Annotated in this window: 13 protein-coding genes; all 13 read right to left on the bottom strand. The window is 53.9% G+C overall.

Features of this window, described 5'->3' with window-relative positions:
* Nucleotides 1-105 precede the first annotated feature (105 nt).
* Nucleotides 106-1176: a M20/M25/M40 family metallo-hydrolase gene (locus tag NTW12_12115; protein ID MCX5847079.1), complete on the bottom strand. Its 1071-nt coding sequence runs from the start codon at nt 1174-1176 to the stop codon at nt 106-108.
* Between the two features lie 98 nt (nt 1177-1274).
* Nucleotides 1275-2327 (bottom strand): 3-keto-5-aminohexanoate cleavage protein, encoded by a 1053-nt coding sequence (locus NTW12_12110; GenBank protein MCX5847078.1) that lies wholly within the window; start codon nt 2325-2327, stop codon nt 1275-1277.
* 65 nt (nt 2328-2392) lie between these two features.
* The gene (locus tag NTW12_12105; GenBank protein MCX5847077.1) at nt 2393-3154 is read right to left on the bottom strand and encodes an SDR family oxidoreductase; all 762 of its coding nucleotides are present in this window, start codon (nt 3152-3154) and stop codon (nt 2393-2395) included.
* Between the two features lie 147 nt (nt 3155-3301).
* Nucleotides 3302-4705: a lipoyl synthase gene (lipA, locus tag NTW12_12100; protein ID MCX5847076.1), complete on the bottom strand. Its 1404-nt coding sequence runs from the start codon at nt 4703-4705 to the stop codon at nt 3302-3304.
* Nucleotides 4600-6114 (bottom strand): FAD-dependent oxidoreductase, encoded by a 1515-nt coding sequence (locus tag NTW12_12095; protein ID MCX5847075.1) that lies wholly within the window; start codon nt 6112-6114, stop codon nt 4600-4602. Before NTW12_12095 ends, lipA begins: the two co-directional genes overlap by 106 nt.
* A 299-nt stretch (nt 6115-6413) precedes the next feature.
* Nucleotides 6414-7484, bottom strand: coding sequence for a lipoate--protein ligase (locus tag NTW12_12090; protein ID MCX5847074.1), 1071 nt, complete (start codon nt 7482-7484; stop codon nt 6414-6416).
* Nucleotides 7485-7522: 38 nt separating this feature from the next.
* Entirely contained in the window at nt 7523-8845 is a 1323-nt protein-coding gene (locus NTW12_12085) for a dihydrolipoamide acetyltransferase family protein (GenBank protein MCX5847073.1), read from the bottom strand.
* Nucleotides 8846-8848: 3 nt separating this feature from the next.
* Nucleotides 8849-9856 (bottom strand): NAD(+)/NADH kinase, encoded by a 1008-nt coding sequence (locus NTW12_12080; GenBank protein ID MCX5847072.1) that lies wholly within the window; start codon nt 9854-9856, stop codon nt 8849-8851.
* A 195-nt stretch (nt 9857-10051) separates the two neighbouring features.
* Complete coding sequence (locus tag NTW12_12075; GenBank protein MCX5847071.1) at nt 10052-11071, bottom strand: alpha-ketoacid dehydrogenase subunit beta; 1020 nt, start codon at nt 11069-11071, stop codon at nt 10052-10054.
* Between the two features lie 11 nt (nt 11072-11082).
* Nucleotides 11083-12051, bottom strand: a complete 969-nt coding sequence (locus NTW12_12070) for a thiamine pyrophosphate-dependent dehydrogenase E1 component subunit alpha (GenBank protein MCX5847070.1) — start codon at nt 12049-12051, stop codon at nt 11083-11085.
* 85 nt (nt 12052-12136) lie between these two features.
* Complete coding sequence (locus tag NTW12_12065; protein MCX5847069.1) at nt 12137-12445, bottom strand: DUF6506 family protein; 309 nt, start codon at nt 12443-12445, stop codon at nt 12137-12139.
* A gap of 608 nt (nt 12446-13053) precedes the next feature.
* Complete coding sequence (locus NTW12_12060) at nt 13054-14352, bottom strand: ATP-dependent 6-phosphofructokinase (protein ID MCX5847068.1); 1299 nt, start codon at nt 14350-14352, stop codon at nt 13054-13056.
* Nucleotides 14345-15811: a hypothetical protein gene (locus NTW12_12055; protein MCX5847067.1), complete on the bottom strand. Its 1467-nt coding sequence runs from the start codon at nt 15809-15811 to the stop codon at nt 14345-14347. The genes NTW12_12060 and NTW12_12055 overlap by 8 nt, the downstream gene beginning before the upstream one ends.
* Nucleotides 15812-15835: the final 24 nt, after the last annotated feature.

The following is a 15835-nucleotide window of genomic DNA, read 5'->3' as shown; positions in this document are numbered from 1 at the left end:
TTCGGGATTCCCGATCAATGCATCAAACACGTTACAATAGCTTTAGAAACGTCAAGCATATCATTTACAGGCACAAAACATCCCCTTCCGGCCCAGGTTATTCATCTATGCTTTCCTACTATTCACTCCTGCAATCTTCCGCAGGTCTTTCTTTTCGGCCACCACAATCTTTAAAAGGAGTTGAAACAACCCTTCCATGTCCCGCAGGTCGATCATTTCGACGGGTGAGTGCATATACCGGACTGGTATCGAAATCATTAACATTGGTATCCCTCGTGAAAGAAAATGCTTGCCGTCGGTGTATCCGCCGGTAGGGCCTGTTTGGAGGGAAATTGCCTCTTTCTTGCTGAGGCTTATAACCCACCGGGCCAGTTCCGGAGTTGAAATTGAGTGGTGATCCATCATCCGCAAAATAGGTCCATTTCCGAGTACAGATGGACCATAGTGAAAAGGAATCCCCGGTACATCGGCGCTGGAATAGGAATCGACGGCAAACATGACGTCCCATAGCCCCCTGCTTGCGAGAACCTGCCCGCCAATTGCGCCAATCTCTTCTTGAACCGTCCAGGCGAAGGTTATTTCAGAATCAAGTTTTTTCTTGTATGCCTCTTCCAACAATTTAATCAACAAGGCGCATCCGAATCGGTCATCGATAGCCCGTGCCGCGCAACGATTTTGGTTTAAAATAATAAAATCTTTTTTAAATATTATGGGGCTCATGATCTTAGTTCCCAGAGATTCTGCTTCTTTTCTTGAGGAGGCGCCGATATCGACAAAGATCTTGTCCCAGGTCGGAACTTCACGAAGACGTTCAAAATCCTCCAGGGAGGTGTAAAGATGGGGTGGTCTTATCCCGATGACACCCGGAACTTTACCGCCCTCACTAATAATTTCGACAGTACGACCGATCAAAATCCTGTCATCAACCATGCCCACTTTCCGGATTCTTAAAAAACCATCATCTTCAATATAACTGACGACCATCCCGATTTCGTCCATGTGGGAGGCGAAAAGAATTCTGGGAGTTCCGGCTCCGATAGTAGCCGTCACATTTCCCACAGGATCAACCTTCGGCGCCGTGAACTTTTCAATTCTCTTTATGATAAAATCTCTTATCGGTGATTCGTAACCGGAAAGGCCGGGTTGGAAAATAAGTTCTTTCAATAAGTCCAACATACACCCCTCCTTTTAAAGAGAAGAAAGGGGGGTATACCCCCCTTTCTCAAAAAATGAGATACCTCTATCGCACCATCTACTATCACATGTTATTTTTTCTACCCTTTGAGTTTTCCACCCGGCTTTCTCATTCCCATTAACTTTCGAAATTCAGCGGGCGCAATGATCTCACGTCCAAGGAGCTCAATCATTTGCTTGGCTGCCAGGTAGGTTTCGAGATTGTTCTTAATTTTGTCATCTCGATGTGGCCATCTCCATACGGAATCCTCCATACCAACCCGAATATGAAGGCCAAGAAGGAGGGCAAAAGCCGTGAGGAACGATGATGCCCTGCCGGATGCACAGACAACAATTTGAGAACCTTCATCGATTTCCTTTATTCTGTTTGTATAGTGCATCAGTACTTCAACCATAGCTTTGGGATTCTGCATTGGCGAGCCGCCGGGGAGCGTCGGGAGAATAATCCAGTAATAGGGTTTCTCCAGAAGCCCGGTCTTAATTAGATATCGATTCGCGTTGTCGATATCACCGTCACTGTAAACAGCAACTTGCGGTTTGACGCCGAGTTCCTGGCAAATTCGCGTCTTTTCAATCATGACATGAGGCGGTTTCACAAAGACGGTATCTCCACAGTAGGCGGCCACACTATTAATGGGTGTCTGATCAAAGAGCCCATCTTGTAAACACTCGATCATTTTTGGCCATTCGCCTTTCTGAAATGGGACCATACATCCGCACACGATCCTATCAGGATACTGTTTCCTTATGGGGTCAATCACGTAGTGAAAAAGTTCGGGATCCAACACATTGTATCCGTCCTTATCCCGAACATGAATATGTACGTTCGGAGCTCCCGCTTCAAGGCATGCCAAAGCCTGCTCTTTAATTTCATCCGGTTCGATGGGGTGATTTGGGTTACCCTTCTTACTGTAAAAGGCTCCAACAATGGTCTGAGACACAAATACTTTTTTGGGAATGTTCCACTTCGGCTGAACCTCAACCCCAATACCGTATTTAGTATTGACGGGATCAACAATCTCCGGAAGGCCATACGGAATCCAGATGCATTGGAACTCTTCATGTCCTCCCAAAGGAGTAGGGTCTTTTTTCCACTCGTTTACCCATTCCCAATTTACTTTTCCCTTTGTCATAGTGACACCTCCTTTTTTCTTATTTAATAAACCCCTTAATTCTTTGATGCAGCGGCCAAAGAGCTTTAAAGGCCACCGGTGATGAACTTGGCTTTCTCCGAGGCCAGGAAGGCCACCATGCAGGCGATATCTTCCGGATCGCCGTGATGTCCCAGGGGGATGTTCTGCTTGGCGAACCAGTCAATGGCTTCCGGCCCTGACATCCCAATGAGCTTGCCCAGTTGCTCACCCAGTTGTCCGGGGCCCTCCCACAGCGGTGTGTGGATGGGCCCGGGGCAGACAGCGTTTACCAGGATGTTATCCTTGGCCAGATAGTTGGCCAGATCCTTGGTGAACATGATCACGGCTGCTTTGATAGAGTCATAGTCCACCAGGCCGCCCGGTTGCTTCCCGAAGATCGAGGAGATATTGATGATCCGTCCCCAGCCCTGCTTCCGCATGCACGGGACGACCTCCTTGGAGCACTGAATGAGGCCGAAGAACATCAGGTCCATGTTATAACGGAACTCTTCCTCGGGAAGCTGCATCAAGTCGCTCAACCGGCCTGTACCGGCATTGTTCACCAAGACATCAATGCGCCCGAACTTTTCGATGGTCTTGGCTACCATGCTCTTGATGTCTTCCGGTTTAGAGACATCTGCCTGGATGGCGAGGACCTGCATCCCCTTGGATTTGATCTCCTCGGCCGCCTTCTCTAAGGCTTCCTTACCGCGAGCGCAGATGGCCACGTCGCACCCTTCTCCGGCCAGTACCAGGGCGCAAGCCTTACCGATGCCCCGGCTGGCCCCGGTGACCAGCGCTACCCTTCCTTTTAATCCCATGTCCATTGTTTATCCCTCCTTGCATAGACTACTTAAGACCTTTGAAAAATACCCCCTCACGTCATTCCGGCGGAAGCCGGAATCCAGAACTATATGAAATAACTGGATTTCGGGTCACGCCCGGAATGACGAAGAAAGGATTCAATTAGAAATTCAAAGTTCTCTACTTGTGGAGTTGCCAACAGCTCCTGAACTGAAAACACCGGGCATCATTTTCCCTGCCCGGACTTCTTCCGCATGGTACGAGCTGCGCACTAAAGGCTCGGCCATGACCATTTGAAAACCCAGGGCTTGACCTACCTCACGATACCACGCGAACACGACCGGGTGGACGTGATCGGCCACCTCGATTTGCCGGCTCGTCGGCTGAAGATACTGGCCGATGGTCAGAATGTCGCAACCGGAGCGGCGCAGGTCACGCATTGTCTCGATCACTTCACCGCACGTCTCGCCCAGGCCGACCATCAACCCTGATTTGGTTGTCAGTCTTCGCTGTTTGGCCCAGGCCAGCACGGCCAGCGAACGGCGATACCCGGCCTTGGCCCGCACTTTGTTAGACAGCCGCTCGACGGTCTCAACATTGTGATTGAACACATCGGGCCGTGCGGCGGCCACAGTGTCCAGAGCCGGGAGCGACCCGCAGAAATCGGGAACAAGTACCTCGACCGTCGTACCGGGCAAGCGGTTACGAATGGCCTGGATGGTCAAGACGAACTGGCCGGCGCCGCCATCGGGCAGGTCGTCGCGCGTGACCGAGGTGAAGACGACATGATGCAGACCCATTCTCACAGCCGCCTCGGCGACACGGCAAGGTTCCTGTGGATCGGGTGGAAGCGGGTGGCCGGATTTCACGTTGCAAAAGCGACAGTGACGAGTACACACATTGCCGAGCAGCATGAACGTGGCCGTGCCCCGCGCCCAACATTCACCGATGTTCGGACAGGCGGCTTCCTGGCAAACAGTATGTAAACTCAAATCGGCGACCAATTGCTCAATTCTCGCCGTCGCTTCCTGGGGCGCGGGAGCAACCAGCCATGGCCCGGGCATCAAACGCGGCGCGACCTGGCGCATGAACACGCGGCTAAAGGCAGCAGCGAAACTGTGTTCGACTTCCTCCATCGCCACTGGCTTCCCCAGGACTGCCCGCATGGATGTGACGCCACGGCTGTTCAAGCCGCACGGGACGATCAACTGAAAGTGTGCCATGTCGGGATCAACATTGAGCGCCAGTCCGTGAGTCGTCACCCGATCCTGCACCGCCACGCCCACTGCCGCGATCTTGTCTCGTCCGATCCATACGCCCGGGTGCCGCTCGACACGCCTGGCGGCGATGTCCCATTCGTTCAGAACCTCCAGCGCGACCTGCTCCAATCGCCATAGATAATCATGCAGGTCATCGTTCGGCAATTTCAGGATTGGATAAACAACCAGTTGGCCCGGGCCGTGATACGTCATGCGTCCACCGCGCTCGGTTGGGATGACTTCAATGCCGAGTTGCCGGAGATAGTCGGAGGATGCACGCAAATCTTCGCTTCCGCCTGCACAACCCAGCGTGATGACCGGCGGGTGCTCGACGAGAAGCAGCGCATCTCCCATGTCACCCCGACGGCGGGCGTCAACGCCTGGCCAAGGATCGCTCGCCCGGCCTCCACCATACTCTCGCTCAGCGTCGGGTGAATCCGGATAGCCCACGCAAAATCCTCAGCCAGGGCTTCGAGCTGGATACCCAGTGTCGCTTCGGCGATCAATTCGGTCGCCCGGTGGCCGACGATGTGAACGCCCAAGACCTTGCCCAGCTTGCGGTCGGTGACGAACTTGATGCCGCCTTCGACCTCGCCCAGGCCCATCGCCCGCGTGTTTGTTCCATAGGCGATGTTGGCGACCTCAACGTCGTAGCCCTTGTCAGTTGCCTCGTCTTCGGTCAGGCCGACGGTAGCGACTTCGGGGATCGAGAACGCATAGCGCGGCACCGCGCGTTGATCCAGGCGGCGATTGCGTCCCATCGCGTTTTCCGCGGCCACCAGACCCCCGGCCGTTGCCAGCGAGGAATACATCCGCCCGCCGGTCAGATCGCCCAGGGCATAGACGCACGGCACGCTCGTCTGCATGCGGGCGTCCACGATGACGGCGCCGTCGGCCAGTTTGACACCTGCCTCCTCCAATCCCAGCCCGTTGGTCGCCGGGACGCGACCGGCCCATAGCAATTTGTCCACCACGACCGGAGTCTCGCCCTTCAAACCGGACAGGGTGACATCCAACCCCCCGCCGGTGCGCATCGCGGACTTGACGCGGACGTCGTTCATCACCTGGATGCCCTGGTTCTGCAAGATGCCCTGGAGCCGCTGACCGATTTCGTAATCTTCCATGGGCAAGGGGTATGGCCCGTCCACGGCGAGCGTCACCTGGCTGCCCAGCGCGGCATATAACGTGGCAAACTCGATGTCAGACGCACCCCCGCCCCAGATGAGCAGCCGGCCCGGCACCGAGTCGAGCTTGATCGCCTCGTCGGGCCGCAGGACATCCTCCACGCCAGGCGGCAACGGCGCCCACCGCGCCCCGGTCGCCAGGATGATGGCGCGGGTTGCCCGCAAGCGTTGTCCATCCACCTCGACCGTCTTCGCATCCACGAGACGGGCCTGGCCCTGAACGATCTCGATGCCAAAGGTCGGCAGCAGGCCCGTTATCCCCTCGCGCAAATCTTGAACGATGCGATCCTTGCGAGCAATCATCCCGGGCACATTGAGCGAGGCTGGTCCTACCTGGATGCCCATGTCACCGGCCTGGCCGATGCGCCGGTACAACTCGACGCTCGCCAGCAGGCTGGTCAAGGGGATGCAGTTGTTATTGACGCAGTTACCGCCCAGGTGTGCACGCTCAATCACGGTCACCTGCGCGCCAAGCTGTGCGGCGCGAGTCGCGGCGGCAGTCCCACCCGGTCCCCCTCCTATAACGATGATATCCGGCATAAAAACCTCCATTGTCATTACGGGCAACTGACCTCGTTTTTCGCATCGAGGTTATTGATGTAAAATACTTTATATTCCCTCTCCCTCGATGGGAGAGGGGCAGGGTGAGGGTGAAAAACACATAAATATCATTACGTTCTATTTCCCCCTCCCTCAATCCCTCCCACCAGGGGAGGGAAGTTTAAGAGGTCGAAATGACATAATGTTGTTTTTCAAAGAAAACCCCGTCTATCGATAGGCGGTACATTCCTGTGCCGCCGGTAGTGCATAAAGGGTTTGAACTGTCCGTGGCAGATATGTCACTGCTGCGCGAGAAGCATGATCGCGTTTGTTAAATCGCCGGTTGTCAGGCCTGGCGATTGAATGGCGATGCTGCGATACATATCTTCGATGCGTGCCCGGACGGCGCTCGCTTCCAACGCCGTCCCGCGCAACGCCTGTTCGAGCACGCCCGGCGCGAACTTGGGCAGCATCGTGAAATCGCCGGAGAGCGTTACATCGTCAATCCGCCCGTCGCGCACCCGGGCGGTCACACGGATGAGGCCTCCCGGCGTTTTCAAAGCCACTTCCCGCACGCGCACATCCTGGTGAATCTTGACTCCGGCTTGCCGCAAGCCCCCCTTTTGGTACAGCCACTCGTCCGTCACAAATTGCTCGTCAAGTTCCACTGCAAGCGCAAGCTCCCTGGCGGTCAGCTCGCCGCGCAAGATGGGGCGTCCGAGTGTGGCTTGCGCCTTTCCCATATAAATCTTGATAACGGCGTCGCGGTCAGGCGTATAGCCGAGCTGACGCGTCATCGTCGTCATGTACTCGTTGAGCGACTGGAAAATTTTGTCGCGCATCTTTTCCGACGAGACCTTGAGCACTTGCGACATCAACTCGAAATTGAAATCGAACATCAGCGATCCGACGACGACTTCGGCCATGCCCATCTGCGCCGCGCCCGTGCCGCCTATTTTTTTGCCCTCCACGTGTACGTCATTGATGGGACGATAGTGTGCGGGGATGCCAATCGTGTGATACGTTTCGACGAGCGGCTTGACATACAGCGCAAAGCGCTCGTTAATGTCGCACGGCAGCAAGTCTCGGTGAAAAACCCACTGCATAAACAATTGGTTCTTATCGAGATACACCGCGCCGCCGCCAACTTCGCGTCGAACCATCGGCAATCCGTGCGCGTGGCAGTACTCTACATCTATTTCTTTTTCGAGTTCCTGATGAAAGCCGATGCAGACGTATGGCTCGCTCGGCGCGACGAGAATGATGGTGTCGTGCGTGTTCCCGTCAAGAGCGTAGGCAACGGCGTGGTAAATCGTTTGCGAACGAATCGGCGGAACATGCCCCAGGTCGAGCAAGCGAATGGCGTCCATGGTTCAAGCTTTCCGGTTACACATCCACCGGGCAATCCTCACACAAGCAGCCGGTACGGATTCTCTATCATCTCCTTGAGCGACCGCATGAACTCGGCGCCCGTCGCGCCGTCAATCAGGCGATGATCTATTGTCAGGCTGAGCACCATCATTTTCCGCCGGGCGATCTGGTCGTCGTGGACGACCACCCGCTCGACGATCCGGCCCACGCCCATGATCGCGGCCTCCGGCGAATTAATGATGGGCGTAAAGCCGTCAATGCCATAGGCGCCCAGGTTGGTGATGGTGAAGGTGCTGCCCATCACTTCGTCCACCGTCAGCGTGTCTTCCCGCGCTCCCTGCGCCAGTCGCCGGACTTCCCGGGCGATTTCCTGCACTGTCCGCTTGTCGGCGTCGCACACAACGGGGACAATCAGCCCATCTTGCAGCGCCACGGCGACGCCGATGTGAATGGACTCGATCTGATGAACCTCGTCGCCGATGAGCGTCGCGTTCAGCATAGGATGAAGTTTGAGCGTCTTGGCTACGGCCTTGACCGCCAAATCAGTGTATGTCACATCAAAATCAGCCTTGACCTGCTCGCGCAACCTGACCAGGTCGGTGACGTCCACTTCCATCATCATGGTCAGTTGAGCCATGTTGTGCAGGCTCTCGACCATGTGTTCGGCGATGGCCTGGCGCATCCCGGCGAACGGGAAGACGCGGGCTGCAGGCGTGGCCGCCTCTGTCGGCGCGGCTGATGACGGGGCCTTAGCCTGCGCTTCAAAAGCCAGAACATCCTGCTCGGTGATCCGTCCGCCGATGCCGGTGCCGGGGATCTCGGCCAGTTTAAGACCGCGCTGCTCGGCGAGCTTACGGGCCGCCGATGTCGCCAGCACCTCGGCGGCTTGAGCGATTTCATCGATAAAGCGCGTTACGTCTGTCTCGGTCACCATGCCATCGGGCCCGGTGCCTTTCGCTTGAGCCAGGTCAATTCCCTTCTCCTTTGCCAGTCGGCGGGCAGCCGGGGAAGCCAACACAAAGCCGGGCTTGGCCGGGGGTGGAGCGGCCGGCGCGGGAACCTCAGTCGTCACAGCCGTAGCGGCGGCTGCCGGAGCGACATCCTCGACTGCCGGGACCGGCTCGCCGGGCGCAGTAATAAAAGCGATGACTGAGTTTATGGGCCGCGTTTCTTTCTCCCTGACAATGATGCGCAGCACGCCCGACTCGGGCGCTTTGAGCTTGTAAGTGATTTTTTTGCTCATCACGACGGCGATCTCTTCGTCCTTGTTCACCCAGTCGCCGTCGCGCTTGTTCCACTTGGCGACAATTCCTTCGGTCATCGCCATACCTAACTTGGGCATGATTATCTTGATCGCCACAGATCAGTCCCTCTCTTTCGAGTTGCCAAGCCGTTGAAAAACTCCGCAGCGGGTGGCTTCTTCCATGCAACGGGCAATATCCACGACGCGGGGGCCATTATTCGTCAGTCGGACGGTGATCGTCCGCGTGCCGTACACCTCTATAGAGCGCTCGCCATCGAGGGCAATGGTGCAGGGATTGGAACTCAGCGTCACCGTGCTTCCAACAGGCACCAGGTGGTGTTCCCGAACGGGGACTCGCGTGACCAAGCCCGGCCCTATCGGGGCGAGCACCTGTGTGCCGCCTGGACCGAGCGCCAGGTACATCCCATACCCATCGCGGGCGCTCAGCGCCTGAAAGCAACTGCCGACCGACGACAGGCCGATGCTGCCCGGCTCGGCGCGCGCCAGGACAATTTCCTGGATGTGGCTGTGGTCCCAGATGGCCCGCGTGGCAATCCACAGATCACAACTGGACAGTACGTCCACCAGCGCAATGTCCACCAGCTCGCCGTCAATATACACTTCCAGCCGCTTGGCTTGATAAGTCACTGCCTCCGCATCCACCGCGCCCAGCGCGACCAAACCGGCGGCCATCCCCGCGATGGTGCCTTCGACCATCACAGGAAAGACGTTGTTGGTGCCGGTAGAGATCGTGACGATGGGGACGCAGCCGCTACCTTTCCCTACGACGCGGTTAGTGCCATCGCCGCCCAAGACCACGATGCTGCCGACATTCATCTCGCTCAGCCGCCTTGCCGCCGTAGTCGAATCCTCGTCGGTTGATATCATCGGCATATCCAGAATGTCGGCGCGCAGCGAGGACAGTCTCAACATATCCAACGCCCTTTCTCCGATGCCATAGTAATCGGGCATGATGCTCACCCGATCAATGCCGATGGCGTCCAGGGCCAGCAGCACCCGTTGCAGGATGTTGACCTTTTCGTTGTTATTGAACACCGACGCATGGGCGACCAGGCGGCGGATGTCCTTACCGGAAGCCGGGTTGGCGATGATCCCTACATGCGACATGGAGTGTCTTTCTTTGTTCTTTACAATGCTCCGCTCCGTAGATTACATCCGGAGCTTTCGAATGTCACCAGACAGTTTTATGAAAGCATAAGATACTTGGGCGGTATTGCCCTTAAAAGCACTTAGCTATCAGCCGTCAGCCTGAGCACGTTATGTGTATTTGGCCAAAAACTGATAGCTGAGTGACAACCATAGTTATGCGACAGCCTCCTTGACTGCGGCAACGATTTTGGCCGGGCTGGGAATATAGGCATCCTCCAGCGGAGGGCTAAATGGTACCGGCGTGTGCGGTGCCGTGACCGTTCGCGGCGCCGAGTCCAGGTAGGCAAATGCCTGCTGAGCGGCCAGCGTGACAATGTCATTGGCGACACTGCAGCGCGGATTGCTCTCGTCCACGACCACCAGACGGTGAGTCTTTTTGACCGATTCGAGAATGGTGCTTTCGTCCAGCGGTGAGAGACTTTGCGGGTCAACAACTTCGACGTCAATACCGTCCTTGGCCAGAGCTTCTGCCGCTTGCAGGGCAAACAGCCTCATGCGACCGATGGCGACCACGGTCACGTCCTTGCCGGTGCGGGCGATCTCGGCCTTGCCGAGCGGGACGATATATTCGCCCTCAGGCACCGGTCCCGACGAGTCGAGGAGTACGAGATGCTCCATGTAAATCACCGGGTCGTCGTCGCGGATGGCCGCCATGAGCAGGCCCTTGGCATTGTATGGTGTGGAAGGCGCGACGACCTTGAGGCCTGGCATGTGTGTAAAGATCGAATACAGCACAGCCGAGTGCTGGGCGGCTGCGCGAAAGCCGGCGCCGTACAGCGTGCGGATCACCATCGGCACCTTGGCCTTGCCGCCGAACATGTAGCGCATCTTGCCGCCCTGGTTGAAAATCTGATCCAGGCACACGCCTAAAAAGTCTACAAACATCAACTCGGCGATGGGGCGCAGACCGGTGGAAGCCGCGCCGACGGCCGCGCCGATGAACGACGATTCGCTGATGGGTGTGTCTCTCACGCGCGACCGGCCAAACTCTTGGACGAGGCCCTTGGTGACGCCCAGGTCACCGCCCCACGCTTCCTCGCCCTTTTCCTCCAGATGCGTAGCCGCGCCGCCCGCCACGTCCTCGCCCATCAGAATCACAGCGGAGTCACGTCGCATCTCTAGCCGGATGGCCTCATTGATTGCTTCACGGTAAGAAATAATTCGGGTAGTCATGACAACACCTCCTAGTAGCTTACATAAACGTCGGTCAGGACCTCTTCCAGGGCTGGATAAGGCGATTGCTCGGCTAATTGGATGGCCTCGTCAAGGACCTCCTTGGCGCGGGCGTCAATTTTGGCCAGTTCGGCTTCCGACAACAGTTTGCGCTCGGTCACGCGCTTGGTGAACTTGTCAATCGGGTCGCGCGTCTTTTGCCCGGCCCTTTCCTCTTCCGTGAAATAGCTCAGGTTATCGCCCTCGAAGTGACCATAGTAGCGGAAAGCTTTGCACTCGATAAGCGTTGGCCCCTCGCCTCGCCGCGCCCGCGCGATAGCTTCACCGGCGGCTTCATAGACGGCGAACAGGTCGGTGCCGTCCACACTAAAGCCCGGCATGTTGTAAGCCGTCGCCCGGTCGGCAATGTCCGCGGCGGCGCAGTGGTAGCACGATGGCGTCGTCTGGGCATAGCCGTTGTTTTCGCAGACAAAGATCACCGGCAGTTTCCAGATGGACGCCAGGTTCATGGACTCGTGCATCGTGCCCTGCGCGGCAGCGCCGTCGCCAAAGAAGCAGACGGTCACCTGATCCGTTCCTTTGACCTTGGCAGTCAAGCCCGCACCACAGGCCAACGGACCGCCTGCGCCGACGATTCCGTTCGCGCCCAACATGCCTTTGTCTACATCGGCGATGTGCATCGAGCCGCCCTTACCTTTGCATGAGCCGTTCTTTTTTCCGTACAGCTCGCACATCATCGCCTTGATGTCCACGCCCTTGGCGATGCAGTGGCCGTGGCCGCGGTGCGTCGAAGTGATATAATCGCGGTCGCTCAGAAGGGCGCATACCCCGACGGCGATGGCCTCTTCGCCGGCGTACAGGTGCACAAAACCCGGCACCTTACCCTGCGCAAACAACTCGGCTGCCCGGTTTTCGAACTCGCGAATGAACCGCATACGTTCATAGATCCAGAGCAGCTTGTCCTTGGTGATTTCAGCCATAGTTTGCCTCCTTTTTTCTTATAAAAGTTTATTTCTGCTTTTTCCACCCAGACAGGGGTGGTATAAGTAATCAAGTCCACACTATTTATCCTTCAAACAGCTCATCGCCGCTTTTGCCCCCCAGCCCGGGGTGTCCATCGAAGCGAACGGCCCCAACTGCCGCCTTGCCGGCGACCGCCTTGACGATCCGAGCCGTTCCTACGTTGCCGAACCCACCGCACAACTCGATCGCCTGCACGCCTTCGGCCACCAATGATTGGGCTACCTTCTCCGCCTCGGCATAATCACGGGCCGCGACGGCCGTCAATTCCACTGCAGGCGTCATTACTGTAGAGCGATGTTTCGCCGGGTCAACGTCCGGCGCCAAGAAAATGAATGCTGCTTTCAATGCCATCTCAAAACCTCCTTGTCGAGTTTTTGCCGCAAACGACACGAATTTCACCGATACCTGCCTATATAAAGGCCGTATTGCTCCTTCACCAGTTCCGCCAGGCTGAGTTCTGTTTGTGGGAGATTATGAAAGTTCTACTTATTGTTGATGTCGTCTTTCGATCCCCCTTTCGATTATTGATTTGTGTTCATCAAAGAATAAGAGGACATTTTACTGCAATTGTAACGACAGTTTGATAATCAAGAAGTAAGTGAGTATTAGGAGGAGTAACGTACCGTTTGAATAGATGAGAGAAACAGGGTAAGAACAAGCAATTGTCTGTTAATTATAGTAGAAAACAATAATTTGTCAACGGCAAAATGGGTGGCCAGAGAATATATCTTTGATTGCCACTCAAAGTCTGGAATATCTCGTTGTAGAAACGTATGCGACTCGACAGCAAAGTCCTGCCGTTTATTTGTAAGTCACCTATGAATATCAGGTTTTTATTACCTTCATGCCCTGTGCTGACACCACGAAGGCATGTAAGTCACCCTCACCCTTACCCTCTCCCTTGATGGGAGAGGGTAAATGGAACCCGACTTTTTACGAAAATGCCGTCTTTATTGTCCCTAATTTTTCATGGAAGGCGGCTGTCCGGTTGTTTCGAGAACGCGCATCCATATATTGCCCTCAGGATTGACCTTAGAGCCTGACGCGACCATCCGGAAAGGGATGTGAACGTATTCGTCTTTTATCAGCCCGACCAGCATCCTTGTTTTCCCTGCCATACCCGCATGAACTGCATATTGACCGAGGGCTCCGCAGTAGATAGCATCACTGGCATTGGCAGGGACACTTCGAATTGTATAACTCGGGTCTATATATTTAAGGTTAATCTCCAAGCCGATTTTCTTGAAATACTCTTCTGTGTGTGTCTTTAAAAATGTGCCAATATCCAAAAGCTTAACATTGCCCGATGCGTCCTTTTCAATGGCTTCATTACCTTTAAGAATATGATCCTGGCCCGCACCTTCCGCAGCGAGGATGACACAATGTCCACTATTTTTAAGGCGGTTCTCCAGGACCCTGAAGAAACCGTTTTCTCCTTCCAGATCGAAGGGCACTTCCGGAATCAACACGAAATTGACATCTCCCTGCGCCAGAGCGGCGCCCGCGGCAATGTGGCCGGATTGGCGCCCCATGATCTTAACAAGACCAATGCCCATGGGGGCGCCTTGCGCTTCCGCGTGTGCACACTGGAGAGCCTTTACTGCTTCTGAGATGGCCGTATCAAATCCGAATGTTTTTTGAATAAGGTTGAGGTCGTTGTCGATGGTCTTCGGTATACCGATCACGCTTATACTGAGTTGTCTCTTCGCTATCTCTTCTCCAATGAATCCGGCGCCTCTCATGGTGCCGTCTCCACCTATGCAGAAAAGTATATCCACATTCATGCGTTTTAATGTATTTACAATTTCGGCAGGCTCCTGCATACCGCGTGATGAAGAAAGAATACTTCCTCCAAATGTATGGATATCTTTAACAAAATCAGGCGTCAGTACCATTGCCTGGTGACCGTATTTTGGTATTAAACCCTGGAATCCATATTTAATTCCCACTACGTTTTTCACTCCGTACCGGTAAAAGAGCTCCATTACAATTGCCCTGATGACGTCATTGATGCCGGGGCAGAGGCCTCCGCAGGTAACAATTGCTGCCTTGGTCTGGGCAGGGTCAAAAAAAATCTTTTCCCGTGGACCAGCCACCTCAATTGAGAGAGGAGTACCGTCCGGCGCAGTTAAATCTTTATAGTGCTCAAGGTAAATATTAAAAAGGATCCGCTTGCTATCGCACGTATAATAACTGACGTTTACCGGTGATGGAATGGTTTTCTCCCCCAGATCATGAATGGTAAAATCATTATCCATATTTTTTCCCCTCCTGTTCCAAAATTGAATGAGCCGCATTCATGCCGGATAGTATTTCTCCCTCAAAACCAAGACCTGCCAGTAACATCCCTCCAGTCATAGTGACATTACGTAGTGGTGTCTTATTGGGCATATTTACCATACCGAAAAAAGATTCGGACCGCAAACGATACTTCTGATTTGCCACATCCTGATACTTTCTTGATAATTCGATAGATTTGTCGATATTAAGGAAATCGATATTTTCCGCAAGGAAAGGAAGGAATGTCTCAAGCTTTCTGAGCACAGTTTCTGAAATATCTTTGAGTTCTTGATTGTTCAATACCAGTGGAGATTCTTTTACAAAAACAGTCGCGCTTAATGCCCGTTTCCCGAAAGGGGCTCGTTCAGCATCGCCGGAGTCGCTGATCTCAACAAAAACGAGATTATTATCCATAACGGGTCTGTTTTGCTCATCAATAATGGCAACGTAATTCGCCATTTTTTCGGGAATGCCTTTTTCAAGAACGCCTATGTGCAAAGTGAAAGGATGGTATGCCGCTTTAACCAACGTAAGCCTTCTTTCCAGACGCCGTAATTTCCGGTCATTAAGGAGAAGCAATCGAAATTTTTCCCATTTTGTACTTGCGATGAGATATCTTCCCCTGATATTTGACAATGTATCCGTAGTGTCAATATCGACATCAACTTCTTTATTTAAGTTAATTCTGATGACAGAACAATTTTTTATAAGACGACCTCCGGAATCCTCAAATCTTGATGTGAGTAATCGAAAGAGTAATTCATTGCCGCCCTTATGATAATATAGTCCCCTTAAGGGAAGGGAAAGGGTATAGGCCGACAAGGGACAAAGGGGTCTCATAGGGTCTCTATAAGCGTTTGAAAGGAGGGCGATTTCTGTCTCAAATACTCTCGCTAATGCAGGATCATTTTTAATTGTACGAAATGCTTTTGAACATGACAATCGTTCCTTTATTAATGATGGAATCTTTTTCAAAAGCTCGACAAGTTCTTTATAGTTTTTCGGATAAATATATGGTTTTTCACTGATCCACTGATGCACAAGATCACTCATCTTCAAAAACGATGCATATACCTTGCGAATATCCTGAGCCTGATTGGCAAACTCTCTTTCCATATCATTAAGGAGTGCTTCTCGATCATAAAAACAATCTATTCTGTGATCGGGAAGGATAATTTGGAGACCGGGATTCAACAAATGGAGACCGGCGAATTCCTCGATAGGTATGGCAAGATCCGCTAATAGACGGGACATTATCTGTGTTGGGCCGAAGCCGACCAATGGGGAGGGATCGATAGTGAAGGTATAACCTGATTCCGAGAAGCCATATTGATTATCGCCTTCGGATAAAAGAACCGTTTTCTTTCCCTGGTGAGAAAGTATTGCAGCCGCGATGAGCGAGCTTAAATCACTACCGATGACAATAGTATCGTACATGTTTTAAACAGACACTTTATTGAG

Source organism: Deltaproteobacteria bacterium, from assembly GCA_026388545.1.
In the GTDB taxonomy this organism is placed as follows: domain Bacteria; phylum Desulfobacterota; class Syntrophia; order Syntrophales; family UBA2185; genus JAPLJS01.
Note: the sequence above shows the minus strand (reverse complement) of the source record. Positions and strands in the feature narration are given on the sequence as shown.